The sequence below is a fragment of the Rhizobium herbae genome, assembly GCF_019511375.1.
GTDB classification, from domain to species: Bacteria; Pseudomonadota; Alphaproteobacteria; order Rhizobiales; family Rhizobiaceae; genus Pararhizobium; species Pararhizobium herbae_A.
The window spans coordinates 690426-714799 of the sequence record NZ_JAEUAO010000001.1 but is presented as its reverse complement, the minus strand read 5'-3'; the positions used below and the strand labels follow the sequence as shown (position 1 = coordinate 714799).

28 protein-coding genes are annotated in these 24374 nt (G+C 58.8%); 17 read left to right on the top strand and 11 right to left on the bottom strand.

What is annotated here, in order from left to right; all coding sequences use genetic code 11:
* The first annotated feature begins 28 nt into the window (after window positions 1–28).
* The 12 genes from JNB71_RS03480 to JNB71_RS03425 all read left to right on the top strand — a co-directional run bounded on the left by JNB71_RS03480 (window position 29) and on the right by JNB71_RS03425 (window position 11588).
* Complete coding sequence (locus JNB71_RS03480; RefSeq protein ID WP_220370428.1) at window positions 29–3244, top strand: phage tail tip lysozyme; 3216 nt, start codon at window positions 29–31, stop codon at window positions 3242–3244.
* A complete protein-coding gene (locus JNB71_RS03475) occupies window positions 3241–3894 on the top strand; it encodes a hypothetical protein (RefSeq protein WP_220370427.1) in 654 nt (217 codons plus the stop codon). The genes JNB71_RS03480 and JNB71_RS03475 overlap by 4 nt, the downstream gene beginning before the upstream one ends.
* Entirely contained in the window at window positions 3891–4529 is a 639-nt protein-coding gene (locus JNB71_RS03470; RefSeq protein WP_220370426.1) for a hypothetical protein, read from the top strand. The genes JNB71_RS03475 and JNB71_RS03470 overlap by 4 nt, the downstream gene beginning before the upstream one ends.
* Window positions 4511–4954: a DUF6950 family protein gene (locus JNB71_RS03465; protein WP_223215734.1), complete on the top strand. Its 444-nt coding sequence runs from the start codon at window positions 4511–4513 to the stop codon at window positions 4952–4954. The genes JNB71_RS03470 and JNB71_RS03465 overlap by 19 nt, the downstream gene beginning before the upstream one ends.
* Window positions 4955–4957: 3 nt before the next feature.
* Window positions 4958–8176, top strand: coding sequence for a phage tail protein (locus JNB71_RS03460; protein WP_220370425.1), 3219 nt, complete (start codon window positions 4958–4960; stop codon window positions 8174–8176).
* Window positions 8177–8407, top strand: coding sequence for a hypothetical protein (locus JNB71_RS03455; protein ID WP_220370424.1), 231 nt, complete (start codon window positions 8177–8179; stop codon window positions 8405–8407).
* Window positions 8397–9518 carry a pyocin knob domain-containing protein gene (locus JNB71_RS03450; protein ID WP_220370423.1) on the top strand — a complete coding sequence of 374 codons (1122 nt, stop codon included), beginning with the start codon at window positions 8397–8399 and terminating at the stop codon, window positions 9516–9518. The genes JNB71_RS03455 and JNB71_RS03450 overlap by 11 nt, the downstream gene beginning before the upstream one ends.
* Window positions 9518–9844 (top strand): hypothetical protein, encoded by a 327-nt coding sequence (locus JNB71_RS03445; RefSeq protein WP_220370422.1) that lies wholly within the window; start codon window positions 9518–9520, stop codon window positions 9842–9844. The genes JNB71_RS03450 and JNB71_RS03445 overlap by 1 nt, the downstream gene beginning before the upstream one ends.
* The gene (locus JNB71_RS03440; protein WP_220370421.1) at window positions 9834–10160 is read left to right on the top strand and encodes a hypothetical protein; all 327 of its coding nucleotides are present in this window, start codon (window positions 9834–9836) and stop codon (window positions 10158–10160) included. The genes JNB71_RS03445 and JNB71_RS03440 overlap by 11 nt, the downstream gene beginning before the upstream one ends.
* 117 nt (window positions 10161–10277) lie before the next feature.
* Window positions 10278–10970, top strand: coding sequence for a TIGR02594 family protein (locus JNB71_RS03435; RefSeq protein ID WP_223215733.1), 693 nt, complete (start codon window positions 10278–10280; stop codon window positions 10968–10970).
* A 13-nt stretch (window positions 10971–10983) separates the two neighbouring features.
* Window positions 10984–11229, top strand: coding sequence for a hypothetical protein (locus tag JNB71_RS03430; RefSeq protein ID WP_220370420.1), 246 nt, complete (start codon window positions 10984–10986; stop codon window positions 11227–11229).
* A gap of 26 nt (window positions 11230–11255) precedes the next feature.
* The gene (locus JNB71_RS03425; protein ID WP_220370419.1) at window positions 11256–11588 is read left to right on the top strand and encodes a phage holin family protein; all 333 of its coding nucleotides are present in this window, start codon (window positions 11256–11258) and stop codon (window positions 11586–11588) included.
* 51 nt (window positions 11589–11639) lie between these two features.
* Here JNB71_RS03425 and JNB71_RS03420 read toward each other — a convergent pair whose 3' ends face one another.
* Window positions 11640–11972 (bottom strand): hypothetical protein, encoded by a 333-nt coding sequence (locus JNB71_RS03420; RefSeq protein WP_220370418.1) that lies wholly within the window; start codon window positions 11970–11972, stop codon window positions 11640–11642.
* Window positions 11973–12105: 133 nt separating this feature from the next.
* Here JNB71_RS03420 and JNB71_RS03415 point away from each other — a divergent pair, with 133 nt between their 5' ends.
* The 5 genes from JNB71_RS03415 to JNB71_RS03395 all read left to right on the top strand — a co-directional run bounded on the left by JNB71_RS03415 (window position 12106) and on the right by JNB71_RS03395 (window position 14515).
* On the top strand, window positions 12106–12444 hold the full coding sequence (locus JNB71_RS03415) for a hypothetical protein (protein WP_220370417.1): 339 nt from the start codon (window positions 12106–12108) through the stop codon (window positions 12442–12444).
* 60 nt (window positions 12445–12504) lie between these two features.
* Window positions 12505–13323, top strand: a complete 819-nt coding sequence (locus JNB71_RS03410; protein WP_220370416.1) for a TIGR04255 family protein — start codon at window positions 12505–12507, stop codon at window positions 13321–13323.
* A complete protein-coding gene (locus tag JNB71_RS03405; RefSeq protein ID WP_220370415.1) occupies window positions 13320–13820 on the top strand; it encodes a hypothetical protein in 501 nt (166 codons plus the stop codon). The genes JNB71_RS03410 and JNB71_RS03405 overlap by 4 nt, the downstream gene beginning before the upstream one ends.
* Entirely contained in the window at window positions 13789–14226 is a 438-nt protein-coding gene (locus tag JNB71_RS03400; RefSeq protein ID WP_220370414.1) for a hypothetical protein, read from the top strand. The genes JNB71_RS03405 and JNB71_RS03400 overlap by 32 nt, the downstream gene beginning before the upstream one ends.
* Before the next feature lie 139 nt (window positions 14227–14365).
* Complete coding sequence (locus JNB71_RS03395) at window positions 14366–14515, top strand: hypothetical protein (protein ID WP_220370413.1); 150 nt, start codon at window positions 14366–14368, stop codon at window positions 14513–14515.
* A gap of 67 nt (window positions 14516–14582) precedes the next feature.
* On the opposite strand, the gene JNB71_RS03390 is transcribed toward JNB71_RS03395, so the two are convergent.
* The 10 genes from JNB71_RS03390 to JNB71_RS03345 form a co-directional block, all read right to left on the bottom strand.
* Complete coding sequence (locus tag JNB71_RS03390) at window positions 14583–14783, bottom strand: hypothetical protein (protein ID WP_220370412.1); 201 nt, start codon at window positions 14781–14783, stop codon at window positions 14583–14585.
* A 127-nt stretch (window positions 14784–14910) separates the two neighbouring features.
* Window positions 14911–15837, bottom strand: coding sequence for a non-homologous end-joining DNA ligase (gene ligD / locus JNB71_RS03385; RefSeq protein ID WP_346657233.1), 927 nt, complete (start codon window positions 15835–15837; stop codon window positions 14911–14913).
* Window positions 15838–15964: 127 nt separating this feature from the next.
* A complete protein-coding gene (locus tag JNB71_RS03380; RefSeq protein ID WP_220370410.1) occupies window positions 15965–16240 on the bottom strand; it encodes a hypothetical protein in 276 nt (91 codons plus the stop codon).
* 338 nt (window positions 16241–16578) lie between these two features.
* Window positions 16579–17421, bottom strand: coding sequence for a hypothetical protein (locus JNB71_RS03375; RefSeq protein ID WP_220370409.1), 843 nt, complete (start codon window positions 17419–17421; stop codon window positions 16579–16581).
* A 104-nt stretch (window positions 17422–17525) separates the two neighbouring features.
* Window positions 17526–18020 (bottom strand): hypothetical protein, encoded by a 495-nt coding sequence (locus JNB71_RS03370; protein ID WP_220370408.1) that lies wholly within the window; start codon window positions 18018–18020, stop codon window positions 17526–17528.
* 338 nt (window positions 18021–18358) lie between these two features.
* Window positions 18359–19066, bottom strand: coding sequence for a hypothetical protein (locus tag JNB71_RS03365; protein ID WP_220370407.1), 708 nt, complete (start codon window positions 19064–19066; stop codon window positions 18359–18361).
* 1637 nt (window positions 19067–20703) lie between these two features.
* Entirely contained in the window at window positions 20704–22059 is a 1356-nt protein-coding gene (locus JNB71_RS03360) for an adenylate/guanylate cyclase domain-containing protein (protein WP_220370406.1), read from the bottom strand.
* A gap of 127 nt (window positions 22060–22186) precedes the next feature.
* Entirely contained in the window at window positions 22187–22471 is a 285-nt protein-coding gene (locus JNB71_RS03355) for a copper-binding protein (protein WP_220370405.1), read from the bottom strand.
* 23 nt (window positions 22472–22494) lie between these two features.
* Window positions 22495–22974, bottom strand: coding sequence for a cupredoxin domain-containing protein (locus tag JNB71_RS03350; RefSeq protein ID WP_220370404.1), 480 nt, complete (start codon window positions 22972–22974; stop codon window positions 22495–22497).
* A gap of 40 nt (window positions 22975–23014) precedes the next feature.
* Window positions 23015–24364: a multicopper oxidase family protein gene (locus tag JNB71_RS03345; RefSeq protein ID WP_220370403.1), complete on the bottom strand. Its 1350-nt coding sequence runs from the start codon at window positions 24362–24364 to the stop codon at window positions 23015–23017.
* Window positions 24365–24374 lie beyond the last annotated feature (10 nt).

The following is a 24374-nucleotide window of genomic DNA, read 5'->3' as shown; positions in this document are numbered from 1 at the left end:
TCCATCTCCCAAAGCGCAGGTAGTTCCCGTGGCGAATGAACAGAGAGTCGTCGAGCTGGTGATTGATGCCTCTGGTGTCGAGGCCGGCGCGCGCCGCGCCGAGGCGGCCTATGAGCACCTCGGCGATCGGGCCGCGGCTGCCACGGCCAAGGCGCAGGCGGCTTTTGACCGCCAGGTGCAGATCTTCGAGCGCAAGGTGCCTCAGTCGATCGATGCCGTCGCCTCCGCCTACGACCGGGTTCGCGCCAGTGTCGATCCAGTGATTGCCGTCCAGATCAAGGCGGAGCGCCAGATGACGCAGTCGCTGCAGGCGGTCAATCGGGCAGTGCTGCTCGGCGTTACGACACAAGAGCAGGCGAATGCCGATATCGCCCGTCTTCGCGCCCAGCAGGTCGTACAGATCAATGAGGTGCGCGAGGCTCAGGAGCGGCTGAACCAGTCCCATAAGCAGGGGCTGGTGGCCGCCAACCAGAATGTGCGCCACGACAGCGGCTTTCAGACCGCCAATGTCGCTGCGCAGTTTCAGGACATCGCCGTCACGGCGGCGATGGGGATGTCGCCGCTGCAGATCGCCCTTCAGCAGGGCACGCAGCTTTCGGCGGTGCTTGGCCCGATGGGGGCCGCCGGCGCCGTGAAGGGGCTTGGCGCCGCGTTTCTGTCGCTCGTTAATCCCGTGTCGCTGGTGACGATCGGCCTCGTCGCTGGCACGGCGGCGCTTATCCAGTATTTTGCAACGGCAGAGGGCGGCGGAGAGAAGGCCAGCAAGCTGTTCGAGGAGCAGAATGACCTGATCCGGCAAGCGGCGAAGCTGTGGGGCGACGCGACCCCGTCGCTGAAGTCCTACGTCGACGAGCTGGACCGCGCAAAGAACCTGCAGGACGGCGCCGCCGCTGTCGATGTTCTCGCCGGTCGCCAGTTGGACGGGCTGGCGGATGGGATCGAGGGGATTAATCGTGCCTTTATCGACGCCCGCCGGGAGTTTCAGAGTTTTGCGGCCGACCCTGCTTTCATCCGTGATTTCTCCGGTGCGTTCGGCGATCTCAGGCAAAAGCTCGCCGACGGTACCGCTACGCTTGCCGATTTGAACAACGCACAGCAACAGTTGGCGATCGGCGTCGAGCAGTACGGAACACCGAAGGTCCTGCAGTTTCGCGATGCGTTCGACGTGGTTACGGCGTCGATTTATCGCGGCATCGAGGCGGCCCGAAAGGTCCGGGAAGAATGGATCACGGCAATTGCCGGTGGCGCGGACGTTCAGACCATCCTATCAGGCGCGACCTTCACCGAAGGCGGCAAGACCTATCAGTCGGACGCGTTCCGGCCGATCAACGCGCCGACGCCGACGCGCCGGCCGACCAATGAATTGAGCGGCGATCCGGGGCCGACCACCATTCTCAATTCCGATGGTCACCTGACCACGGTACCGACGCCCGGCGAAAAACCGATCCAGTTGGGCGACGAGCCGAGCAGGGCTGCAACGCAGACGGCGAATGCCTACCGCGACCTGGTGAAGTCGGCAAACGATCGCATCGAACAGATGAAGCTCGAAGGGCAGGTTTCCGGTTTGACCGGGATTGCCGCGCAGACGCTTCGCCTCGAGCTCGATCTTCTGCAAAAGGCGCAGGAGAAGGGCCGCATCGCGACGCCGGAGCAGCGCGCGGAAATCAAGGCGCTTGCCGATGCCTACCGGAACGCGGCGCAGGAAGCGGCCAAACTGAAACTTGCCAGCGAGCTGCAGTTCGAACGCGACCAAATGTATCGGTCGACAATCGATCAGCAGATTGCACTGTCGCAGCGCGTGGCCGGCCTCGAAGTCGACCTGAAGAGCGGTTATGCGGACGCGGTTCGGGAGCTAGACCGGGTCCGCGAGCTGCGCAAGGATGTTGGCGGCTTCTTCTCCGATTTCCGCGACGGCCTTCTTCAGGGTGACAGCATCGGGCAGGCATTCGGCAACGCCCTTCTGAATGCGCTCAACAAGGTCACGACCCGGCTCACGGATTCGCTGATCAACGATCTGGTCAATGCCATCACTGGCGCAGGCAATGGAACGGGCGGTGGTCTGCTCTCGATCCTGACCGGCGCCGCCGCCAACGACAATGTTGCTGCCACCGTGGGAGCGGCTCCGGTTATCGGGGTTGCGCGCTCGGCGCTTCCGGCCGTTGGTTCGGCCGTCGCCGGCACTGGCGAGCAGCTCGCATGGAATTTCTGGAAGTTCAAGGGGCTTGCTGATCATCAGGTTGCCGGCGTGCTTGGCAATATCAGTGCCGAGAGTGCGTTCAATCCGGCCGCGATCGGCGACGGCGGCAAGGCGCGCGGTCTGTTCCAGTGGAACGATCGCAGCCCGCAAATGCTGGCGGCGGTTGGTGCGAACTGGAAGACCAATCCGCTCGCGCAGCATGAATTCGCTTATCGCGAGCTGATGGGACCGGAAAGCCGCGCATGGAGCGCCCTGACCGGCGCGAAGGATGTGCGTGGCGCCACGGCTGCTTTTGCCGGCTTCGAGCGTCCGCAGGGCTTCTCGTGGGGAAACCCGGAAGCGGCGCATAATTTCTCCGGCCGGCTGGAGGCTGCGGAAGCGTCGTTGACGAAATTTGCCGGCGCGTCGTCGTCTGCCTCAGGAAGTCTGAACGGCATGGTGAGCGCGACCGGCGAGGCGTCAAGCGGGCTCGGCGCACTCGGAAAGGGGTTCGGCAGCTTTGGTCAGCAGCTCTCCGGCCTGCAGGGCGGCGGCGCCGGCAGCCTGGTTGGCGGCTTCAACTGGAGTTCGCTATTCAGCCCTTCATTCACGCCCAATACGACGCTCCTCGGCTTCCTGACGAACGGTTTCGACGCTGGCGGCTGGACCGGTCCCGGCGCCCGCAACAAGCCGGCAGGTATTGTGCATGCCGGCGAAATCGTCTGGAGCCAGGACGATATCCGGCGCCACGGCGGCGTGGCTGCCGTCGAGGCGAATCGGCTCGGCTATCCCGGCTATGCGGATGGCGGGATCGTTGGGCGGAGATCGCCGAGTATTCCACCGGCGCGGGTTGCCGCAAACGACACAGGATCGCGTGGTTCAGGTGGATCGCGTGACGTGATGGATGTCCGGATATCCTTTGACGAGGACGGCAACCCACATGCCCGCCTTCGACAGATCGCGAGGGAGGAGTCCGAAAGAACCACCGCTGAAGGCATACGCGAAAACAATCGAAAGCTGCCGGATATGGTCCAGCAGATCAATAAAAACCCGAGGAAGCGAGCATGACGGTCTCCTATCCCTACCCGCTAGCCGTGCTGTCCGACCGACTGAATGTGCAAACGATCGTTTGGAGCATTCAGCGCAATGACGAGCTTTCCGGATTGGGAAGCGGTCAGATCATCCAGGCGGAATTGGCGCCGCCCCTCTGGACCGGGGAAGTTGTGCTCGACCTGGCTTATCATGACGAGGCAAAGCAGATTGCCGCCATCATCCGCAAGCTGCATGGGGCGCAGGAAGCGTTTTTCTTGTGCGATCCGTTGTCGGTGTATCCGCAGAGTGATCCGAGTGGTGTGCTGCTCGGTAGCTCGGTTGTGCAGGTCGATTCGATCCCATCGCATCGCGCGTCGATCGCCCTCAAGGGACTTCCTGCCGGCTATCATCTTTTGCCAGGAGACAAAATGCAGATCGCCTACGGCGCCGATCCAACGCGCTACGCGTTCCTCGAAATCTCTGAGAGCGCGACAGCGGGGGGCGACGGAAGCACCGGTTTCATCGGGGTTTTTCCGCATGTCCCTGTCGGCATCGGTATCAACGACGTCGTCACGCTGGCAAAGCCAGCCTGTCGCTGCGTCATCGTGCCGGGCTCGCACAATCCGGGAACCGGCAACGGCATGTTTACCGAAGGTGCCGGCTTCAAGGTGATCCAGAAAAAATGAGGGATGTCGATTCTGCTTTCCTCACCGCGCTGCAGAATGCCCGCGAGCGCGGGATCGTGCCGCGAAAGCTGATCAGCATCACCGGCCGTGATTTTGAGACGGGCGATCCCGCGCTGGTGAGCTTCTGGAGCGGCCATGAAGACGTGACGATGACCGTCGTGTCGGGAATCAGCGGGGCAACGTCGAGCCGGCTGTTTGTCGGCAGTGTCAATCTGACGGTGTCGCCGATCCCGCGCGTCGCCGATCTCACCATTCAGACCGTGACGGTTTCCGTCAGTCAGATCGCCGAACCGATACAGGCGCTTGTGCGCGGTCTGGATGTTCGCCTGGCGAAAGTCGAGATCTGGGAGGCTCTACTTGACCCAACGTCTCGCCAGCTCGTCTCGACGCCGCCGCTTGTGTTCCTCGGCGAGGTGGATGGGTCGCCCATCACGACGCCGGAAGTTGGCGGCGAGGGCAGTGTGGAAATCAGTGTCGTGTCCGATGCGATCTCGATGCTGACCCGCAAGAACCCGCAGAAGTCGTCTTACGAGGCGCAGAAGCTGAGGAGCCCGAACCCGGCAGATCCGGATCAGTTCGGCAAATATGCCGCGTCCATCCGGTCGTGGAGCATACCATGGGGGGTAAAGGATTGATCGAGCTGAAGCGAGTTCCTCTTTGGGTCGGGCCCTTCAACGATGTCCTCGACGACATGCGTCGGAAGCCGTTTGCCTGGGGCGACAATGATTGCGGCCCGGCCTTTGCGGGCCGGATCGTCCATGTTTTGACCGGCGTCGATTTCAGTGCGCCCTACCAAGGCAGGTATCATGATGCGGTGTCTGCCTATCGATTGATGCGCGATGAGGGCTTCGACGATCTGGCGGACCTGGTTGCGACGAAGGTGCCCGAATATGCGCATCCATCGGAGGCGCATGTCGGGGACATCATGACCCTGCCCGTCGACACGCCGTTTCGCCATGCGCTCGGCGTGTTGAATGGCGAACGGATCTTCGCCCTCACGGAAAATGGAATAGGCAGCGTCGACCGACGTATCGCCGACAGGGCCTTCAAGGTCGGATAATCGATGAAGCTGTTTGTCTTATTTCTAAACGTCGCATGGTGGGTGCTGGCGTCGGCGGAGCCTGCGCATGCCGGACCCGTCATCGCGGCGATCGGCGCCATCATCGCCAAGGGCGGCATTCTCGGCTTCCTGGTGAAGACCGCGCTGAGCGCTGCCCTCAGCTTCGCGTCGTCGCTGATCCAGAAGGCACTGCAGAAAAAGCAGAAGCAGGCGCCGCAAGGGGTGAAGCTCGATGTCGAGCTGGGCGACGATCTGCCGGTCTCGACCGTCATCGGGCGTTACGCGACGGCCGGCAAGCGCAAGTATATCGGCACCTTTGGCGAGTTGGAAAACACGCCAAATGCGTTCCTCGCCGATGTCATCGAAGTCGGCAATATTCCGTGCGGCGATATCACGACCCTCGGCCTGTGGATCGGTGACCAGAAGTGCACGATCCTGCTCGACAAGGTCAATGCTGTTCGCGGCTATCCGATCAAGGAATTCCTGAAGGACCCGGATAACGAAAACTCTGATCCCTTCGCCTGGATCAAGTTCAAGGACGGCACACAGACTGTTGCCGATCCGTATCTCGTCGCGATGTTTGGCGATGATGAGGATCGGCCGTGGACCGAAGACATGATCGGCCGGGGCTGCCCCTACGCCATCATGACCTACCGGTTTAACCAGAAGTATTTCGGCAATGGGGTGCCGGCCTGCATCTTCGAGCCCGGCCCGCCGAAGCTCTACGATATCCGCAAGGACTCGACGAATGGCGGTTCTGGCTCGCACCGCTGGAACAATCCGTCGACCTGGGAGCCGTCCTACAATCTCGCCGTGATGATCTACAACGTCATCCGGGGGATGTACTACGGCGACGAATGGTTTTTCGGTGGCCAGAACCTGCATGCGTCTCGCTTGCCGGCATCCTCATGGATCGCGGCGGCGCAGGAAGCTGCGCGCCTGATCGAGGTGACGGGCCAGCCTTCCGAGCCGCAGTTTCGCGGCGGCTATGAAATCACCGGCGATATGGAGCCGCTCGATGTCATCGACGACTTGCGGGCCGGCTGCAACGGCCGGCTGGCTGAGGTGGGCGGTTCGTTCAAGCTGCAGCTCGGCGCCTTCGGTGCTGCCACCTTCTTCTTTACCGATGCCGACATCATCGTCACCAAAGGCCAGAGCTTCCAGCCGTTTCCCGGTCTGGACGAAACGTTCAATGCGATCGAGGCAACGTTTCCGGACCCGGCGGAAAAGTGGGCGAGCAAGGACGCTCCGAGGCTCGGCGCAAAGACGCTCATCGATCCCGCTACCGGCAAGACGCTGTTTGAAATAGACGGCAACAGAGAACTGCCGGTCAGCGGCCTGCAGTTTACGGCGGTTCCCTATAAGCGCCAGGTGCAGCGCCTTATGAGGGCGATGATCAAGGAAGAGCGCCGCTTCCGCACGCATCAATTCTACCTGCCGCCGGATGCGTGGGTTCTTGAGCCGAACGATGTCGTCGCCTGGTCGTCGGAGCGGAACGGCTACACCAACAAGAAATTCCTCGTCCTCGCCATCGAAGGCGAGATGACGATGAATCAGCTCGTCACGATTAGAGAGATTGATCCGACCGATTATGACTGGTCGAGCGATTTCGAGCTGCCGACCTCGGAAGGCTGGGTCGGGCGGATCTATGCGCCCATCCAGCCAATGCAAGGGTGGAGCGTTTCTGCGACGACCATCAACGACAGCACCGGGCTAGCCCGGCGTCCGGCCATCCGCGTGAGCTGCGCAGCCAATCTGGACAATGTCAGGAACGTTCTCGTCTTCGTTCGCAACAAGGCGACGGGCGATGTCGTTTTCAGTTCGGAGGCGACACCATACGACGCGCCTTATGCCTGGACGTTATCAGGCAATTGGTGTCTGCCCGCGACAGAGTATGAGGTGGCAGGAAAGCTTGTCCCGCTCAGATGGCGCGAAACCGCATTGTCGGCCTGGCTGTCGGTGACGACGCCCGACGTTCGTTTTTCCGTCGCCGACCTGCATCTCCTCGAAGTCACCGAGGCGGTCAAGGCCGACATTGTCCAGCTCAGCGAATGGATTTGGCAGGACAACAACATCCGGCAGCTGATTGACGACAGCAAGGCGCTGGCCCGCAGCATTGCCGAGCAGGATCTCGCCAACTTCGCCGACAAGCAGCAGCTGCGCCGCGAGATCGCCACGACCACAGGCGAATTTGCGAGTTACATCGAGCAGATCACCGTCGCCTCCAGCACCACGGCGGCGCTCGCATCGCAAGTCACACAGCTTACGGCAGGCCTGGCCGGCAAGGCCGATGTCTCGACGCTCAATTCCACCGTTGCCCAGGTCAGCGCGCAGGGCGACCTCATCACGGCCCACGGCGCGTCGATCAACGCGATCAATGCCAGCCTCAACGACAAGGCAACAGTCTCGGCGCTCAATGCGCTGTCTGGCACGGTGACATCGCAGGGCAACACGATCACGGCGCAGGGGACGTCGATCAGTTCGCTGTCGGCGCAGGTCGGCGAAGCGACGGCCGATGCGCGGTTGCGGTTCGAAGTCGTCAACACCGGCATCAGCGGCTACTCGAAAGTCGGCCTGCAGGCGCGGTTCGGGACGGCCGAAGATTATCGGACCGCCGGTTTTTACGCCTACGTTCCCTCCGATCCGGGCCAGCTTCCGCGCGTCGTCGTCAATGCCGGCCGGTTTGCCGTTGCCGCCGGTGACGACGAGCTGGGCTCGCAAATCTTTGCGGTCGATGGCAGCGGCGTCTACATCGACACCGCCTACATCCGCAATATCTCCACCAGCAAGATCACCTTCGAAGACGGTTCGGTCCAGACCTCGGCACTTGCCCAGGGCGCCGCCACCAAGCTGTTTGACGTCGCCAGCATCGACAACGTGACGATGACGACCGTCTTCCAGGGCGTCGCCGATACGAACGTCTCGAAAACCGTCAATGACGGCATCGTCATCAATGCCGACATCATTGCCCGCGCCACCACGCTGGTCGGCGGCAAAGCCTCGTTGCTGATCGAACTGCGCGAAGACAACGTGATGATCAAGGAATCGACACTCGAATTCAACGCGCTCGGCGCTTCGCAGACGGCGACCTTCTATCACATGCGGACCGCTGGCGCCGGGGTCTTCAACTACAAAATCGTCGTCAAGAAATCCGCGGCCGGAGAAGACTTCTTCATCGGCCGGCGCACCATCGCCCCCGTCGTCTATAAGAAAGCCAACTGAATGACCGACAGCCCCATGGCGGCAGAAACGCCCTTTCCCATCAGCCTCAGCGCCCGGCTCAATGAGCTGGCGAACCTTGCCGACTATCTGCGTGAACGAAACCTCGCCCTGGCGCAGCATCTGATCAACCGCAACGAGACGATCGCCGCGCTGCTGGCGGAAAATCAAACCCTGCGCGACCGGATTGGCACCATGCCGGCAGCATCGGAGGAGCTAGCCAATGGCGAATGACGATCTGATCCGCTCCGGCACGGCCTCTGTTACCAATGGCCAGGTGTCGGTGACCGGGCAATCGGTCAGCTGGGCCAATGTGCGCGAAGGCGATTTCTTCGGCGCCCATGTTGGGCTGGCTATCCCGATCGCCGCTATTGCCGGCTCAGCGATTACGCTCGCCTATCCCTGGCCGGGACCGACCCAAAATACGGCCACCTATGCGATCCAGCCGAAGGGTGACGTGACGCGGTTCCAGGATCGTGTCCGTGTGCTGCTCGAAACGCTGACCGATGGCGACCTCGCCGCGATCGCCGGTTTGATCAGCGCGGCCGACAAGCTTCCCTATTTCAGCGGGCCGGGCGCGGCGGCACTTGCCGACTTCAAGGCCAAGGGGCGCGACATTGTGGCCGCGGACACCATGACGGCTTTGCTCGCCAAGCTTGGCCCGGTGCATGGCGGCGTCGCGCCGTTGCCGAGTAACGCCGGCGTAGGACTGATTGACGGCGATTTCAACACCATCACCTATCCCGGCATCTACACGATTGGTGGCAGCTGGTTGAATGGCCCGACGTCTGCGGCAGCGACGACGTACACGGGTATTCTGGTTGTCATGCGCCGCGTTGACGCCGATGGCTATACCCAGATCATGCACAGCACAGCATCCGGCTCGGCGTGGAAGCGCTACACATCGACGGTCAACGCGGCGAGCTGGCCGAACGCATGGCAGCGCATCGAGCATCCCGTGCAGGGCCCGGTTTCTCAGTCGGGCGGTATTGCCACGGGCGCACTGATCGAAAAGGGCAACAACGGCAACGGCGAGTACGTCAAATTCGCCGATGGCACGCTGATTTGCACGATCGGGCAAGACCTGGCGTCCCAGGCGATCACGACAGCGCGCGGTTCTCTGTTCGGCAGCAATTCGTTTCTCTGGACGTTCCCGGCCGCGTTCGCAATTTTCACGCCGAAAATTACCTACGATTTCGAACGCAATGACGCCGGCTATGTCGGCGGAGGAAGCTCGCTTTCCAAGACTCTGACGAGCGTGAACTACGTTGCGTGGAACTCGTCTTCAAATCCGGCCGGAAACGCCAAGCTGATGAATATGGCGGCAGTCGGGAGGTGGTTCTGATGCGCATTAATCTTTCCCCGCAACGGCGTGATGAGAGCCTGACGGTTTCGGTGGCCGGCGACGTCCTGACGGTCAATGGCGTCGCCTTCGACTTATCGCCATTGCCGGACGGAGCAACGCTTCCCTACGGCTCGATCGATAGCGAATGGTTCGCCGGCCCTGTCCATCGTCAAGGTGGTCAACTGGAAGTGACGCTGCTCTTTCCGCACCGCTCGAACCCGTCGCAGAACGTCTCGTTCCCCGAGCCCATTGTGACGACCAGCGACGGGCCGGTGTCGCTGCCTGTCGATCTCAACAATCAGGAGGCTCCGGCCGATGACAATTGATTTTTCCAAGGTCGTCACGGCCGAGCAGCGCGCGGCCGAAGCCTTGGCGGCAGCGATGGCCGAATATTCCGGCGCTATCCAGGCGCACCTGGAAGCCAAGGCGCACGAGCGCAACTACGACAGCATCCAGTCGGCCGTCAGCTATCGCGATGATCCCAATCCGCAATTCGCAGCCGAGGCCGAGGCGCTGTTTGCCTGGCGATCGGCCGTCTGGACCTACGCCACGGCGGAACTGGGCAGGGTGACGGCCGGCGAGCGAACACAGCCGACCGTCGCGGAATTGATCGCCGAGCTGCCGGCATTCGCTTGGCCATAGCCGGTACAAATTGGGCTCGGCTGCGGCGGGTACGCGGAGCTGGGCATCAGCCGTCCTCGCCGGACGGCGCCACGTAGCAATCGTCCTGATCTTACTTCCACATCAAAGGACATCGTTATGAAAACCATTCTGGACATCCAGAAGCGGCTGCTTGCGCTTGGCTATTCGGTCGGTCCGGCGGGCGCCGACGGCATCATGGGGCCATCAACCGAAAAGGCGATCATCGCTTTCAAGGTCGCCAAGGGGCTGCAGGCGCGGCCCTATGTTGGTCCGGTCACACTCGAAAAGCTGTTTGGCTATGCGGTCGCTGGGCAGAAGCCGCTCGGAACCGGCGAGCCGCGCTGGTTGACGTTTGCGCGGCGATATTCTGGCCTTCGCGAGATCAAGGGCAAAAACCATGCGCCGGAAATCCTCGCTATGTGGAAGGTTCTCGGCCTACCGTTCGCGGACGACGAAACACCCTGGTGCGCCGGCTTCGTTGGTTTCGTTCTCGAATCCGTCGGCATCGCCTCGACGCGGTCCGGCATGGCCCGTTCCTATGAGCGATGGGGTGTGAAGCTCGAAAAGCCAGCCGTCGGCGCGCTCGTCACCTTCAAACGCAACGGCGGCGGCCATGTCGGCTTCGTCACCGGTCGGGATGTGGCCGGCAACATCATGGTGCTCGGTGGCAACCAAGCCGACGCCGTCAACATCAAGCCCTTCGCCGTCTCGCGCGTCACTGGCTACTGGTGGCCGAAAGGCGAGCCGTTGCCCGAAGGAGCACTTCCGACCGTCCAGAGCGACGGGAAACTTTCCACCAACGAAGCTTGAAAGGAGCATCGTCGTGAACAGCAATCTCTTTCACAACATTCTCAATGTCGTCATCGCCCTCCTGGGCTTTGTGACGGCGATCCTGCTCGCCACCGGCTGCACGACGCTTCCCGGTGGCGCAATTGAATGCTCGAAGTCGTTTGTCGACCCGACCTATACCACGATCGCGATTGCCGTACTGGGCGCGATGAAGACCGCGGTCAACATCTTGCGCGACGGATTTATAGGCTTGTTCAAGCCGCAGCCGCCGATTCGCTGACAGACAATGACGGGGAGACGCGGCATATGCCCGAAAAGTATCAATCGCTCGTCGAGATGCTCATCGCGCAGCTCGGCGGCGGGCTGACGACGATCATAGCCGCCGTGATGGGGAGGTTGATGTGGCACACCACCGAAGTTCGCCGGTCCCACCGGAAGAAGTTCTTCGGTAAGGAACTTGCCTGGGAGTGCCCGCTGGCGCTCGGCATGGCAATAATCGGGGAAGGGGTGGCAATCTGGATCGACGCGGGGCCGCTGCTCCGGCCGACTATCGTCGGTAGCCTCGCCTATCTTGGGCCGCGCGGGTCTGAAGTTTTGTTTCTGCGTTGGTTTGGCGCTAAGATCGAGAAGGACAACTGATCAAAAAAAGAGGAGGCGGCGAGGCATTCGCCGCCCTTTCTTTATTGGCCGCTATTTGCAGCCCTTGCTCATGATAGCCGAATTGATGGCGTTGACCTTGCCCTTGGAAACAGCGACCTGACCCTCCTTGTCGCCGCCAAACGTGCTCGACGTTGGAACACCAATGAGGAAGACGCCAACCGCATCTCCCGTGGCTGCCTGGTTTTGTTGCTTGGAGAGGGCCGCCAGATTGTTCTGCTCTTTCAGCAATTCTTGCACCAAGGCCGGACAGCCGAGATTCGTGTAAGCGGCCATCGGAATATCAACAGGAACGATAGCGTCCGGACGCTTTGCACAGCCAACAACTGCCAGCGCGAAGGCCAGCGCAACAATACGAATTTTCATGAAGTATCCCCTGAAGTACCTGCAGACGCCCCCGCGTCCTAAGCGCGTAAGCTGACAGAATGCACGTATCAGTCAAGCCCTGTCACGCCTTGAAGGTACAAAGGGCTGATCAGCCCTCCAATAGGAGGACGTGATGGCAACTGAAATTGTTCCTACAGCCAACACGGCGGCTAATTCCGCTGACCTGGTCGTCGAGGCTAGTATTCGCCATCGCGCACTGCTGGCATCGGACAACACGACGGGCGCCTTCGATGCATGGGATGGTGACGCAGTCGGGGCGGTGCCAGATGCTGCGGCCTACGATATGGTGCTGTCGATCGATCCCCTTACGGTCCCGGCCGGTGCGGCCAAAGTCAGGTTGGGGGTTGCTTTTGCCAGTTCAGCGTTCACCGCCGAGGATCTGGAAATCGCGTCGTGTCCATCACCCCTTCATCATTTCAATTATGATGGTCGTGTGACCCTATCACAATGACCACGTTGCAATCTCGGCGAAAGTGCCATATCGATCGAGCGATACAATAATGGACGTAAAATGGCGACTTCGACGCGACCTAAAGACCTTCCAGATTATAAGAACCCACCTTTGAACGAAGTGGTTCTGGGTGTTCAGTTCCCCCCTGCGGAAGGCTACCAGCACATTTTTGCGGGTGATGTCTGGAAGCTTTATAAGAACGCGTACCCTATTGTTACGGAAAATCCCCCGCTTCAGCCCACCTTTGAAACATTTGGGCCGCCCGGCACCCAGCAGCTGTCATTTAGTGTCGGAAACGGTACTCAGCACAGCCGATATTGGTTTTTGACGTCGGACCAGCATGAACTGATCCAATTCCAGAACGATAGACTACTGCACAATTGGAGGAAGATTGGGCCAAACGGCGAGTACCCGCGCTTTGACACGCTCCTAGCTAAGTTCCAGACCGAGTTGATGCAACTGTCGGATTATTTCCGCACGTTATCACCATCGGGTAAAAGCCTCGTATGCAACCAAGTTGAAGTGACTTACACTAACCATGTTGCGGCTGGGACAGGGTCAAAATTTGATCCTTCGGGCTCTTTGCGAATATTTGATTTCGGAGGGCAACCTCCGGCGGATATGAATGCAGTGTATCGAAGAATACTCACGAAACCAGATGGATCACCTTACGCAAGATTGATTTGCGAGGTTATATCTGCAATCGACTATAAAGGTGACCGCATTGCGATTCTTCAATTTACGGTTCGCGGTAGCCCTAGCGTCGGGACCCCCGGAAATGTGATGGAGTTCATGCGTGCGGCCAGGGTTACAATTGTAAACGAATTTACCCATATAACATCGGAAGCCGCACACAATACTTGGGAGAGAATTTTGTGATAGCCGCCGCATCGGTATCGACAGCACCCGACGAAAAATTCCCACCAACCAGTACCACTACAGACCTTGGTGGCGCTACGATTGAGCGTATTCCTGCGAAGCGCGTTCTGAATGTATCGAGCCTACCCTGGCATGATCGCTTCGTGAGCCGCGTTGAAAAACTGATTCGCTTGCCGAGAGGCTGGAACGGCTATGGTGCGGGACCCGTGTCATTTCATTGTGCGAACTTCGCGATGTCACTGATCTCATCAGCATGTCCGCATGATGTCCACGAGCCACAAGTCGTTCCTGGAATCAACGGCGACCTCCAGATTGAGTGGCATTCTCTCGAATATGATATCGAGATTCATATCCGAGCTCCCTTCGACGTCGTTGCCACCCGATATGGTCCTAATGACCTTTGCGAAGAGATGGCTTTGTCTAATGAATTCACCGTTGTTGCCGAATGGCTGAACGAGCTGGAGAATGCAGTTGCCGCTCGCGCCACCGCCGCTTGATGAAAATGGGAATGTCAAAATTCACGATCACGACGAAATCCTGGGGTCCCACGGGGTCCTTAGACGGATTTCGCCTTACCACCTAGTGGATGACGAGAAGGCTCCGCAGGGTCGGCGGGTCTCTTCCGCCGCCTTCCAAGCCTCCAGTGGTGAAAATGGTGGGATGTCTGTCGACCTAGAAAACTCGATTATTGAAAGCGGTCATAATCCTCAGGTTTACGTGCTTCAGCCGCCATTCATCGGGGCGGTCAGATTCACCGCGGCGTTCTTGAGGGGGGTCGGTTTTTCCGTAGGCTACGATCCGCTGCCCGCCAACCCACACCACGGTGAGGTTTGGGGCGCGTTCACGGGATCACAAAAAAAGCAGCTGGTTGCCAATGCCGTTATCTACGTTGAGCCTCGCTAGCTAAACGGTCACGCGCCGGCACTTAGCGCCGCAGAATGTGATCATTTGATCGGTTACACCCTCTCGTCTGCTCTTGCGACTGTTTGAAGTTGAGTTATCGTCTCTTGATTTCAACTATTGATATTGGGGCGGGGAGACAATGGACGATTTGGTGAGGGTGGTTGAGATGCTCAAGATAGCGCTCAAAACGGCCGAAGATCTAAAAGCTGCGGATATCTTGATCTATCTTATTGGTATGGCGGTCATCGAAGGCGAGTACCAGGTCGCGAAGAAGCGGAGCCGTAGTTGAACTAACCCCATCACCCCCAGATCATCTGCTGCCCACCACTACCCAGCCCGCTGCCCTAACCGGACGCTCAGTCAACCAGATTGCGCACGAGACAGGACAGTTCGCGTTCCTCGGTCATGCCGCCAATAAATGCATACATGATCACGCGCGCCAGTTCTTCACCCTCGATGCTGTCAGGTTTGATCTGCCGGCGAGTACATTCGTTGCAAAGCACGCGTCTCATCATAGCGATGGAGGCGTCACTGATCACTTCGCGGCATAGGGACATGGCTATCCCTCCACTTGGGCGAAAGCGCAATTATCTCTCAAACGTCGGGTTGCCCGTTAGACCGCCGGCGGCAGGTTATTGTGCGCTTTCGCCGTCAGGAGGGAAAGGGAATTCGTGGGGTAACGCACTACCCCTCGATCCGATAGATCGTCGCGACGTCATTGATTTCGTGTATGCCCTTGAACGACGGATGGCGCAGCTTGCCGTCTTCCGTCCATGCGCGATATTCAATCTCGGCGGCGAGGATCGGCCGGGTGAAGACGGCATTCTTGCGGGCTAGCTTGACCGCCGGCGTCGTCGTCGGGATCTGCTCCAGCAGCTCGCGCAGCCTGGCTGACGATTGCTGTGTGAAGCCCGTTCCGACGCCGCCGACATAGACGAGGCTGCTGCCCTGGCGGGCGGCCAGTAGCAGCCGGCCGATCGCGCCTGGCACCGTCGACGGCTCGAAACCGACGATCGCGAAATGGTCGCGGCGGACGCATTTGATCTTCAACCATTCCGGCCGTTTGCCGGAGCGATAGGGCTTTGCCCGATGCTTGGCGATGATGCCTTCAAGGCCGAGCTCGCAGGCGACGCGAAAGAACGCCTCGCCATCCGCCTCCACCTCCTCGGATAGACGGATGGCGCCCGTGCGGCCTTCCAGCAGCGGCTCGAGCAGCCGCCTGCGTTCGCGCTGCGGCAGCCGACGCAGATCGCGGCCGTCGAGATAGAGGATATCGAAGGCGTAGAGCATGATTTCGCCGGGTTCATGCGATGCCGGCCGGTGGCCGAGCGCGCGCTGCAGCAAGCCGAAATCGGAGCGGCCCTGCCCATCGAGCACGACGGCTTCGCCATCGAGGATGGCCGTCTTCAGGGGCAGGCGGGGCGCCTCGGCGACGATCGAGGGGAAGCGGCCCGTCCAGTCATGGCCACCACGCGTCAGGATCTTCACGCCGCCATTCTCGATGTGGACGGCGAGGCGGTATCCATCCCATTTCACCTCCAACGCCCAATCGCTGCCCTTCGGCGGCTTTGCAACGAGCGTCGCTAGGCAGGGGTCTATGCGCGCCGGCATCGGATGATCTGGTTGTGGCTGCTTCGGACGCATGGCGCTACGGCTGCGGCGGGGCAGGGGGCCGGCAGCCGGTGGAACTCCGATCGGCGCTGACTTCGGAGGCTTTGTCATGCCGCCATTGTACGGCTTATGGCGCCGGCTGGCTATTTCCTTGGGCAGCCAGCGCCTCGGCAATGACGCGCTCGCGATAGCCGCCCACGGCCACCTCCCGCCGAATGACGCGACCGCGCTGTCTCAGCAGGAGGATTTCACCGGGATTGAAATGAAAGAGCAGTTCGTCGAAGGCGCGATTGGCGGCGCAGATGTTGTTCGCGCCGGCCAGCTTTTCCTTGCGCTTGCCATCGGCGTCGACCGCATCGATCGCGAAGGTGAATGCGTCATCGTACAGGTTTGTGCGGCTCATGGTCGTTGCCTTTCAGGTTAGTGAAAAGGCGGCCGCATCACCTTGTTGGTTCGGAATATGTTGCCGAGACGGCGATCGTCAAGATCGCCAAAAGCCGTCTGGACACTTCTTCGAAAAGGATAAGGAAAGCAGCGGAAGGAAAAGTGTCCAGAAAATAGCCAGTCCGTTGAAAAGACCAACTTTCCCCATACCGGCATGGGACAGGCTCTCCGCCGCGATTTCGGCGATCTGGGATTGATCCGAGATCCTCATACTGATGGCATTGAAACTGATGGCATTGAAAGGCATCCGCCCCAGCGGACTTTATTGAGCGCGCAAGGACATTTGGATTCGCGCCCTCAGCGGTCTAGGAGCGGTGCCTGGAACGTAACGACGGCCGTCTTAATCTTAAATTTCCTTTCGAAATCCTTTGCCGCGTTGGTGACCTGAGGCATTTCCTTCGAGGCGGACCCCGGGATCACCAACACCAGAATAAGCACGAGGTCCAACGACGGAGGATATGTGAGCGACCTTGCTCTCTCTAACATCGTATCGAAGATATGGTACGCCTCCCAACCGCGCATATCTGACTCGGCGGTCCTAACATCGAAGATCACAAACTTGTTTCCGTCTTGAACCGCCCCGTCGATTATGCCCCGATCGCTAGCAATTCCGCGCGATATAGGCTGCGAATATTGTTTTTGCAGCCTATCAAACACTTGATCTTCAATTTCGCTGGCGATTCTGACTCTGGCCCAAGTTTTGAAACGGGAAAAAGCGCTCTCCGCGGAATGTTCCCTCGGACTTTCAGAGGCCGTTGGCTCAAGAATACCTTCGGATTGTCTTTCCTCCTCGATAGCAGGAGGTTCGCCATTCCACCCTTCAGTAGGGTCAATCGCGATGTGTGGGGCCTCCTCTTCAAGCTTCTTCACTTGGTCGTATATTGACGCCTTCGGCAGCAAGGCAACGAAGTGATCTTCATTCTTGAAATCAGATGGGGCGTAAAGAACTCTATAATTCATGAGCAGGATGCAGAAAAATGCGCCTACGAGGAGCATGGGGAACGCCATCACGAACCACATAAAGTAAAACTGATTTTCAGCAGCGATTAACGGCAAAACCACAGTACCGCTGATCTCGGACAGTCCCGCAAAAATAGCGATAATCGTGAGTGGATTCTTGATGTGTCCCGGACTTTGCACGATGTCTTATCCCCGCTTAAGTTGCTGCTCTAGCATCTTCGCGCTTGCCAGTCGATGGATCTTTAAGACATGCCCTCGGGGCAGGGCGGGAGGCTCCAATGCCCCTAGTACGAATTGTACTCTCGGTTGGAACGGTACTCGGTGCGGCCAAATGTGTAGAGGTGATCGTGATTCACCTGACACCGCTTATAATCACCTTCGCCCTGGATGAAGACAATCAGCCTATCTTTCTTGAGACATGCCGGGCAGACGAAGTGCATGGGGTCCCCGTTCGCCATGTCTTCGCGTAGCTTATAGACCATGTCCCCTTGAGACGTGGTAACGAGCTGATAGCGCGCCTTCTCCTGTTCGAACTCGTCTTGAGCCTTCAATTCCTGGCTAAGCTGTTTCAGGGAGCCGCTCAGATCGAGATTCATCACGTTAGCGGCTGTCAGCTCCACCGCGAGCTTATTCACAAGGCTCATGGCCTCGCTAGCGTCCGGTGCTTTGTCGGAAGAGAAGAGCTTCTTAATCGCTTCGGCCGTGCTGGCGGCCTTACCCGTCGTACTGATTGCCGTGCCCGCAAGAGCCAGTGCATTTTCGAGAATACTCAGATCCATGCGAGCAAGTCCTTTAGGGTCAACAATATTGAGCTGAATGTATTGCTCTGCCAGCAATCTCAGCAAGCGCCTGCCGGGCGCATCCCCAGACATCTTCGTAAATGGTAACGGGCTGGTGATGTTCGCCCCGGCTCTACAGCGGCTTCAAGTTTTACATTGTCCGTCTAAGTGATTGAAACATCTATGGCCCATTTCAGCCTGTTTTACAGCCAACCATATGAAATCGCCTATTTAAGCCTAGCTTCCCAAGCTGACGGGCATCCTAGCCGCGCCGTTCGGACGCACTCGTGGTTTTAGTTGCGAAAAGCTCGTCGCGTTGCAGTAGGTCAATATCTGCACTAGCCATTTACTGTTGGTGTGGCATGCCCAAAAATAGCCCGGCTAACAACCATCAAAAAGACCTCGAGGCTAGGCACCAAGAATACAAAGGCACCGGCTGTCAAAAGTAGGAACGCAAGGCCAGCTAATATCGGTTGCGATCTATCGAGAATGAGAAAGTGGGCCTTGAGGGGTGCACGTGCGTGACTCTGTCGGGTCCCGGCCAGCATCAATGTGCTTCTTCGATGATCGTCGTCTTGAATCATTTCAAGACCCTTCTTGATATGCCTCACGTCAACGGCCCCGAGAAAGGGTGGCGACGCTTCCTGATCGACAGAAGTGAATAGCGGCGCAAGGCGGGCATGTACCAATTCGAGTTCGTGAATATTCAGGGCCTTAAACACTCCCTCCATATAATCGGTTGCACTCTCGAAGGTTCTCACTTGCCTTGGGCAAAACAAATAAAGTAGCAGCAAACCAGCGAGCACCAAAACGCTACCGAAATAGAGAAGTTCAATGCGCTCTATTGGGTCTAGCCAAAGCCCGGTTCCAAGTCCGTCGAACCTCATCAGTTGCTGCCGAAAGGAATCGCTCCACAGCACAGCATAGCCCAAGATTGGAATGAGGCTGACAACCTGGGGCAGCTTTGATCGCGAGAGCGCTGTGCTAAACGACCAACGTGGCGGCCAGTACGCATTGAAGTTACCTTGTTTGTAGAACTGCTGCATATTCCGCCAATAGCGCCCCAATAACATTGCCCCTAGATCATGCAACGCCTTTTCGTCGCCGAACAGTCTGTTTTATCTGCGCCGGTGTATCGATATGAATCTCCCGTACCAGCTACCTGAAACCGTTATTGGGGACTTCACATATTTTCCGGGAATTCTGAGTACGCCGATGGCTGCTGGCTTTTAGCGTTTTTCCACAGAGGCAGAAAACGGTGGATTTCATTTTACAGTTTGCGTTTGACGACGCTGGAAACGTTCGGTTTTATCGGGCGGCATTTTACAGGCGACCTCGCCGTACAGGACTGATTTTGCCTAACATGCGATGGGACTCTTAATCAGCGGGTCCACGGTTCGAGCCCGTGATCACCCACCAGTCATCCCCTTGGTTTAACAAGGGGATTGCTGAAAAGACAGGCTGTTTTTCCGATTGGTTTCGTGAATCCAAAGGCCCTGAATCGCCTGCAGCAGAGCGTAGATTCCCGAGAAAATCCCGACGAGAATTTGACGGCCATGGTACCGATATGTTGACATGCGTTCCCGTATAAGGGCGCATTTCAAAATGCGCGTCGCCAGCTTTAGAGCGGCCGAGTTGCAGGGCGGATTTAGTCTGAGCCCATAGTAGGCTTTGGCGGTTGCGCTTTGGGATGCTTCGGTTCCGCTCGTCAAAGAAGGAGAGACGTTTACCATTCCTTCGAGACAGCCCAGGGCGGGCTGCAGGGCATCGAGCCGTCTAATTGAAGGATATCGAACCGAATCTTCCGCACTAGAACCAATGCGAGCGCTCCTTGTCCCGACCAGCAATAAAACAGCGCGTACAACGTTCCCAAATGCTTCCTCTCGCCAAAAGCCGGTTGCTGTTCGTGTGCCGGACGTAGACGGATTTCACTCGGACGGTCGCAACGGGGACTAGCATATCGAAAAAAAGCAGCTCGGCATCTTCGAACGGCTGCTTTCCGACGACCCGCTCGGGTTGGGAGCGGACGCTATGACTGGTATCTCGTCCGACGCTCGGTGCCTGGACGAAAAGCTAATTATCACAATCGGGTGCGGTGCAAATCATTCCAGCAAATGAACTCGATAGGGGTATGAGCGGGATCGCCAGCCTGCCTTCCCCGTGGTGCAGGCCGGACGAGACCGTGAGAAACATGCCGGGCGTTGAGGAGCTTGCACCCATCGAGCGCTACTTGAGAGGTTCAGTCGCTTTTGCCGGAGAGCTGATGCGAACACCGCGTCCCGAAAACCTGCCTCGCTGATCTGGGCCACCCCTTCAATAAGAGCCCTGCAACAGCGCGCTTAGGAAAGCCGCTACGTACGTGATATGGTATTGGCTTCGCTGAACCATGGGAGGTGGGAATGCGTGCTTTTGTGCTCACGCTCGCCGTCGGAGTGCTTTCCGCCTTAAGCGCGGTGGCGGCAGAGCCTGTGATATTCCACACTGCGCATTTCGACGACGACACTGTTGTCAATCTTGGTCTCGTCAGCAATCGCGCGACAGAGCGAGCTGGATACGATTACGACGTCCTGATATCGCTTTCACAAGGTGACGCTACGAACGGTTCGGCCTACACTGACCCTGGAAAGCATCGAGCACTGGTGAAATGCAGCGATCCCGCCAAAGTGTCCGTCCGAGGCATCGACTATCCGGTGCGCACATTGGGCCCGAGAGGGGATGACTGGAAGGACGATCTCTGGAGGGCGGTCTGCATGACCCCTGTCTCGTAGCCCGAATTGTTCTCGGCGGGATTGAGACCTGCTTCACGGCGCAAATACCAAACATCTATCGGGAGCCTACGTCCCGGCAGCGGCACTGAACTTTGCGGTATCCAGAGGGCGGAGGGAACTGGATTATGCAGTCGAGCCATCAGTGCAGACGATACAACAAGTGGTGCGTCGAGTGATTTGGCCAAGGTCTCCAGTCGCTGCGCGACGTTTACAGCGTCTCCGATCACCGTGAACTCGCTGTGGCATCCGCTGTCCAGAACCCCGCCAACGACCGTGCCGTAGTGCAAGCCGATGCCCGCGTTGAGGGCAGGGCAGCCGTTAAGCATGCTGTGATTCTTCCAATCGTTCAGTGCATCGACAAGGTCGAGAGCGCATGCCAGGGCCCGATCTGCGTCGTCCTCTGTCGGGGCAGGTTGGCCGAAGACCGCCATTACTCCGTCCCCAATGAATTTGTCGACTGTCCCGCCGTGTTGGAAGATGGTCCCGGAAACAAGGTGGCGGTATTCCGCCAAAACCAATGCCAGTTCCCGCGCAGGCGCTGTCTCGGCAAAACTCGTAAAATCTCGCAGGTCGACGAACATGATTGCGGCGCTGCGACGTTCAAGATCAAGGTTTGAGCTGCCCTCCTGGAGGTCCGCGACAACAAGCGGCGAGAAAAAGCGCGAAAGGTTGAGACGACGCTTGTCGGCTCTTAGGGCTTCCTTCCGTGTCCGGTCATGATCCCTCGCGAGCAAATAGATGGCGAAGGCTGTAAAGCCGAAGCTTACCGTGAGGCCCAGGTCCTGGTTGAAGAATGCCGCAAGCAGCGACATTGCGTCGGCGGTATGATGTCTGGCGGCCGTGATCGCCAGCATGGCTATCCAGGAAACCAGGACGATGCCGGAGAAGACAATTACCAGCCGACGATCTTGTTTCAGTCCGACATGGTTGAGTAGAATGAACGCCACCACCAAACTGGTCGTCGTCAGGTTGTGGTTTTCGGTAACCGGTCCGCCAAGAATGTGCGCGTATAGAATCAGGGCGACCAGCAGCGCGTCGAGAACGACAAAGACTGTCTTAAGCCAGGAGAGGTTAGGCAGGAAGCGCGCGGTCGCCACCGACGCGACACTGATGATAAAGTAGCTGATGACGACGACAACGTGCATCCTTTCCGCTCCCTCGTTGCCGCCAAGTAGGAGGTTGGCAAGTAGGATGGCGAAAGCGACAAATCGCAAAAGGATTGAACGCATTTCCCGCGCTGCGTCCCACTGGGCGCTGAGTGAAGATGTCATTGCTCGTCGCTTGAAAGCGCGGGTTTTCGAGACCTTGTGGGTCGACCGAGTCCGCTTTCTCTCGGTAAAGCAGAGGTGTCGCACGCGGCCGCTTAAACAGCCGCGTGCATTATCCGGCGATATCGTACTATTTGATTTCCGTGACGGTCAGCTTGCCCTCGACGCGCTCGGCGACGAACTCGATGCTCGCGCCTTCTTTGAGTTTCTCAAGCAAGGCGTCGTCCTTGACGCGGAAAACCATCGTCATCGCGGGCATATCAAGCTCCTTCAGTTCCTCATGAATGAGAGTGACCTTCTTTGCCTTGGCATCGACTTTCTTGACGGTGCCTTTGGTGAATTCCGCCGCGAAAGCGCCGGAGGCGAGGGCGATTGCGACGATGGCGGTGGCTGCGAGTGTGAAAACTGATCTCATTGTCTTGTCTCCTTTGGGTCGGATCACTTCTTGGCAACGGTCACGTCGCCATGCATTCCAGCGTCGTAGTGCCCGGGAACGAGGCAGGCGATCTTGAACGTGCCGTCGTTGGTGAACTTCCAGATGATCTCGCCGGACTTTCCAGCGGCCAGACGGATCGCGTTCGGGTCGTCGTGTTCCATCTCCGGAAACTTCTCCATCACGGCCTTGTGCTCCATGATCTTGTCTTCCTGGTCGAGGACGAACTCGTGGTCCAGCTCGCCCGCGTTCCTGATGGAGAAGACGATGGTTTGGCCTTTGCGGACCTTGAAGGTGTTCGGCGTGAAGATCATCTTGCCGTCGTCCGTCTCCTTCATGGAAACGCGGATGGTCTGGGTGGCCTGCGCCTTCTTGCCAGGCTCACCGACAGCCATGGCTTCACCGTGACCACCAGCATGTGAGCCGGAGGCAAGGGCCGGAGACGCGAGCGCCGCGAGGAACAATGCCATAATTGCAGTCTTCATGATTCAGTCCTTTGGTTGTTTGATGGGATAGATTTCACGATCAACCGTGCTTCATGGGTTTCGGCGTGATCTTTGTCTTTGCGTCTTTCGCCTTGGTCGTGTCGGGAAGCTCACCCGTCCACTCCCAGGCCTGCGTACCGGGTGGATTTTCGTACCAGCCGGGATCGGTGTAATCGTCGGCTGCGATCCCCTCGCGGACCTTGACGACGGAGAACATGCCGCCCATCTCGATGGGGCCGTGCGGTCCCCACCCGGTCATCATCGGAACGGTGTTCTCCGGAATTTCCATTTCCATTTCGCCCATGTCGGCCATGCCAGCGGTTCCCATCGGCATGTATTCCGGGCGGAGCTTCCTGATCTTCTCGGTGACTTGCTTCTTGTCGACGCCGATGAAGGTCGGGACGTCGTGCCCCATGGCGTTCATCGTATGGTGCGACTTGTGGCAATGGATCGCCCAGTCGCCGACGTATTTGGCATCGAACTCGTAGGCCCGCATCGCGCCGACCGGGATGTCGATGCTGACTTCCGGCCAGCGGGCTTCCGGCCTTACCCAGCCCCCGTCCGTACAGGTGACCTCGAAGTCGTAGCCGTGCATGTGGATCGGATGGTTGGTCATGGTGAGATTGCCGACTCGCACCCGCACCCGGTCGTCCTTCGACACTACAAGCGGACTGATGCCTGGGAAGATGCGGCTGTTCCAGGCCCAGAGATTGAAGTCCGTCATTTCCATGATGCGCGGAACGTAGGTGCCCGGGTCGATGTCATAGGCGCTGAGCAGGAACACGAAGTCGCGGTCCACCGGCATGAACTTTTCGTCCTTCGGGTGGATGATGAACATCCCCATCATGCCCATGGCCATCTGGACCATCTCGTCGGAATGCGGGTGGTACATGAAGGTGCCCGATTTCACGAGGTCGAACTCGTAGACGAAGGTCTTGCCGACGGGTATGTGCGGTTGCGACAGCCCGCCGACGCCGTCCATGCCAGACGGCAGGATCATGCCGTGCCAGTGGATGGTCGTATGTTCCGGCAGCTTGTTCGTCACGAAGATGCGAACACGGTCGCCTTCGACCGCCTCGATGGTCGGACCCGGGGACTGGCCGTTGTAGCCCCAGAGGTGCGCGGTCATGCCCTCTGCCATCTCGCGCTCGACGGGTTCGGCGACGAGGTGGAACTCCTTGACGCCGTTGTTCATCCGGTGAGGTAGCGTCCAGCCGTTCAGGGTCACGACCGGGGTGTAATTCGGTCCCGATGAGGGGCGGACGGGCGTCTGCGTTTCGGCGGTCTCCATTACTGCAGCCTCAGGCAGTCCCATGTTGGAGGTCTTCGCCCAGGCGGCGGTCGACACCAGTGCGGCACTCGCGCCGAGTATCTGTCTTCTGTTGAACATGTCTGTGTCC

What these genes read in the sequence shown, in the direction of transcription:
- JNB71_RS03435 (WP_223215733.1), top strand. Translation starts at nt 10,278, where the DNA reads ATGAAAACCATTCTGGACATCCAGAAGCGGCTGCTTGCGCTTGGCTAT.
- JNB71_RS03475 (WP_220370427.1), top strand. Translation starts at nt 3,241, where the DNA reads ATGACGGTCTCCTATCCCTACCCGCTAGCCGTGCTGTCCGACCGACTG.
- JNB71_RS03350 (WP_220370404.1), bottom strand. Translation starts at nt 22,974, where the DNA reads ATGAAGACTGCAATTATGGCATTGTTCCTCGCGGCGCTCGCGTCTCCG.
- JNB71_RS03455 (WP_220370424.1), top strand. Translation starts at nt 8,177, where the DNA reads ATGACCGACAGCCCCATGGCGGCAGAAACGCCCTTTCCCATCAGCCTC.
- JNB71_RS03465 (WP_223215734.1), top strand. Translation starts at nt 4,511, where the DNA reads ATGGGGGGTAAAGGATTGATCGAGCTGAAGCGAGTTCCTCTTTGGGTC.
- JNB71_RS03470 (WP_220370426.1), top strand. Translation starts at nt 3,891, where the DNA reads ATGAGGGATGTCGATTCTGCTTTCCTCACCGCGCTGCAGAATGCCCGC.
- JNB71_RS03460 (WP_220370425.1), top strand. Translation starts at nt 4,958, where the DNA reads ATGAAGCTGTTTGTCTTATTTCTAAACGTCGCATGGTGGGTGCTGGCG.
- JNB71_RS03420 (WP_220370418.1), bottom strand. Translation starts at nt 11,972, where the DNA reads ATGAAAATTCGTATTGTTGCGCTGGCCTTCGCGCTGGCAGTTGTTGGC.
- JNB71_RS03445 (WP_220370422.1), top strand. Translation starts at nt 9,518, where the DNA reads ATGCGCATTAATCTTTCCCCGCAACGGCGTGATGAGAGCCTGACGGTT.
- ligD (WP_346657233.1), bottom strand. Translation starts at nt 15,837, where the DNA reads ATGCCGGCGCGCATAGACCCCTGCCTAGCGACGCTCGTTGCAAAGCCG.
- JNB71_RS03390 (WP_220370412.1), bottom strand. Translation starts at nt 14,783, where the DNA reads ATGTCCCTATGCCGCGAAGTGATCAGTGACGCCTCCATCGCTATGATG.
- JNB71_RS03450 (WP_220370423.1), top strand. Translation starts at nt 8,397, where the DNA reads ATGGCGAATGACGATCTGATCCGCTCCGGCACGGCCTCTGTTACCAAT.
- JNB71_RS03415 (WP_220370417.1), top strand. Translation starts at nt 12,106, where the DNA reads ATGGCAACTGAAATTGTTCCTACAGCCAACACGGCGGCTAATTCCGCT.
- JNB71_RS03345 (WP_220370403.1), bottom strand. Translation starts at nt 24,364, where the DNA reads ATGTTCAACAGAAGACAGATACTCGGCGCGAGTGCCGCACTGGTGTCG.
- JNB71_RS03400 (WP_220370414.1), top strand. Translation starts at nt 13,789, where the DNA reads ATGCAGTTGCCGCTCGCGCCACCGCCGCTTGATGAAAATGGGAATGTC.
- JNB71_RS03365 (WP_220370407.1), bottom strand. Translation starts at nt 19,066, where the DNA reads ATGCAGCAGTTCTACAAACAAGGTAACTTCAATGCGTACTGGCCGCCA.
- JNB71_RS03425 (WP_220370419.1), top strand. Translation starts at nt 11,256, where the DNA reads ATGCCCGAAAAGTATCAATCGCTCGTCGAGATGCTCATCGCGCAGCTC.
- JNB71_RS03380 (WP_220370410.1), bottom strand. Translation starts at nt 16,240, where the DNA reads ATGAGCCGCACAAACCTGTACGATGACGCATTCACCTTCGCGATCGAT.
- JNB71_RS03355 (WP_220370405.1), bottom strand. Translation starts at nt 22,471, where the DNA reads ATGAGATCAGTTTTCACACTCGCAGCCACCGCCATCGTCGCAATCGCC.
- JNB71_RS03440 (WP_220370421.1), top strand. Translation starts at nt 9,834, where the DNA reads ATGACAATTGATTTTTCCAAGGTCGTCACGGCCGAGCAGCGCGCGGCC.
- JNB71_RS03410 (WP_220370416.1), top strand. Translation starts at nt 12,505, where the DNA reads ATGGCGACTTCGACGCGACCTAAAGACCTTCCAGATTATAAGAACCCA.
- JNB71_RS03370 (WP_220370408.1), bottom strand. Translation starts at nt 18,020, where the DNA reads ATGGATCTGAGTATTCTCGAAAATGCACTGGCTCTTGCGGGCACGGCA.
- JNB71_RS03360 (WP_220370406.1), bottom strand. Translation starts at nt 22,059, where the DNA reads ATGACATCTTCACTCAGCGCCCAGTGGGACGCAGCGCGGGAAATGCGT.
- JNB71_RS03395 (WP_220370413.1), top strand. Translation starts at nt 14,366, where the DNA reads ATGGACGATTTGGTGAGGGTGGTTGAGATGCTCAAGATAGCGCTCAAA.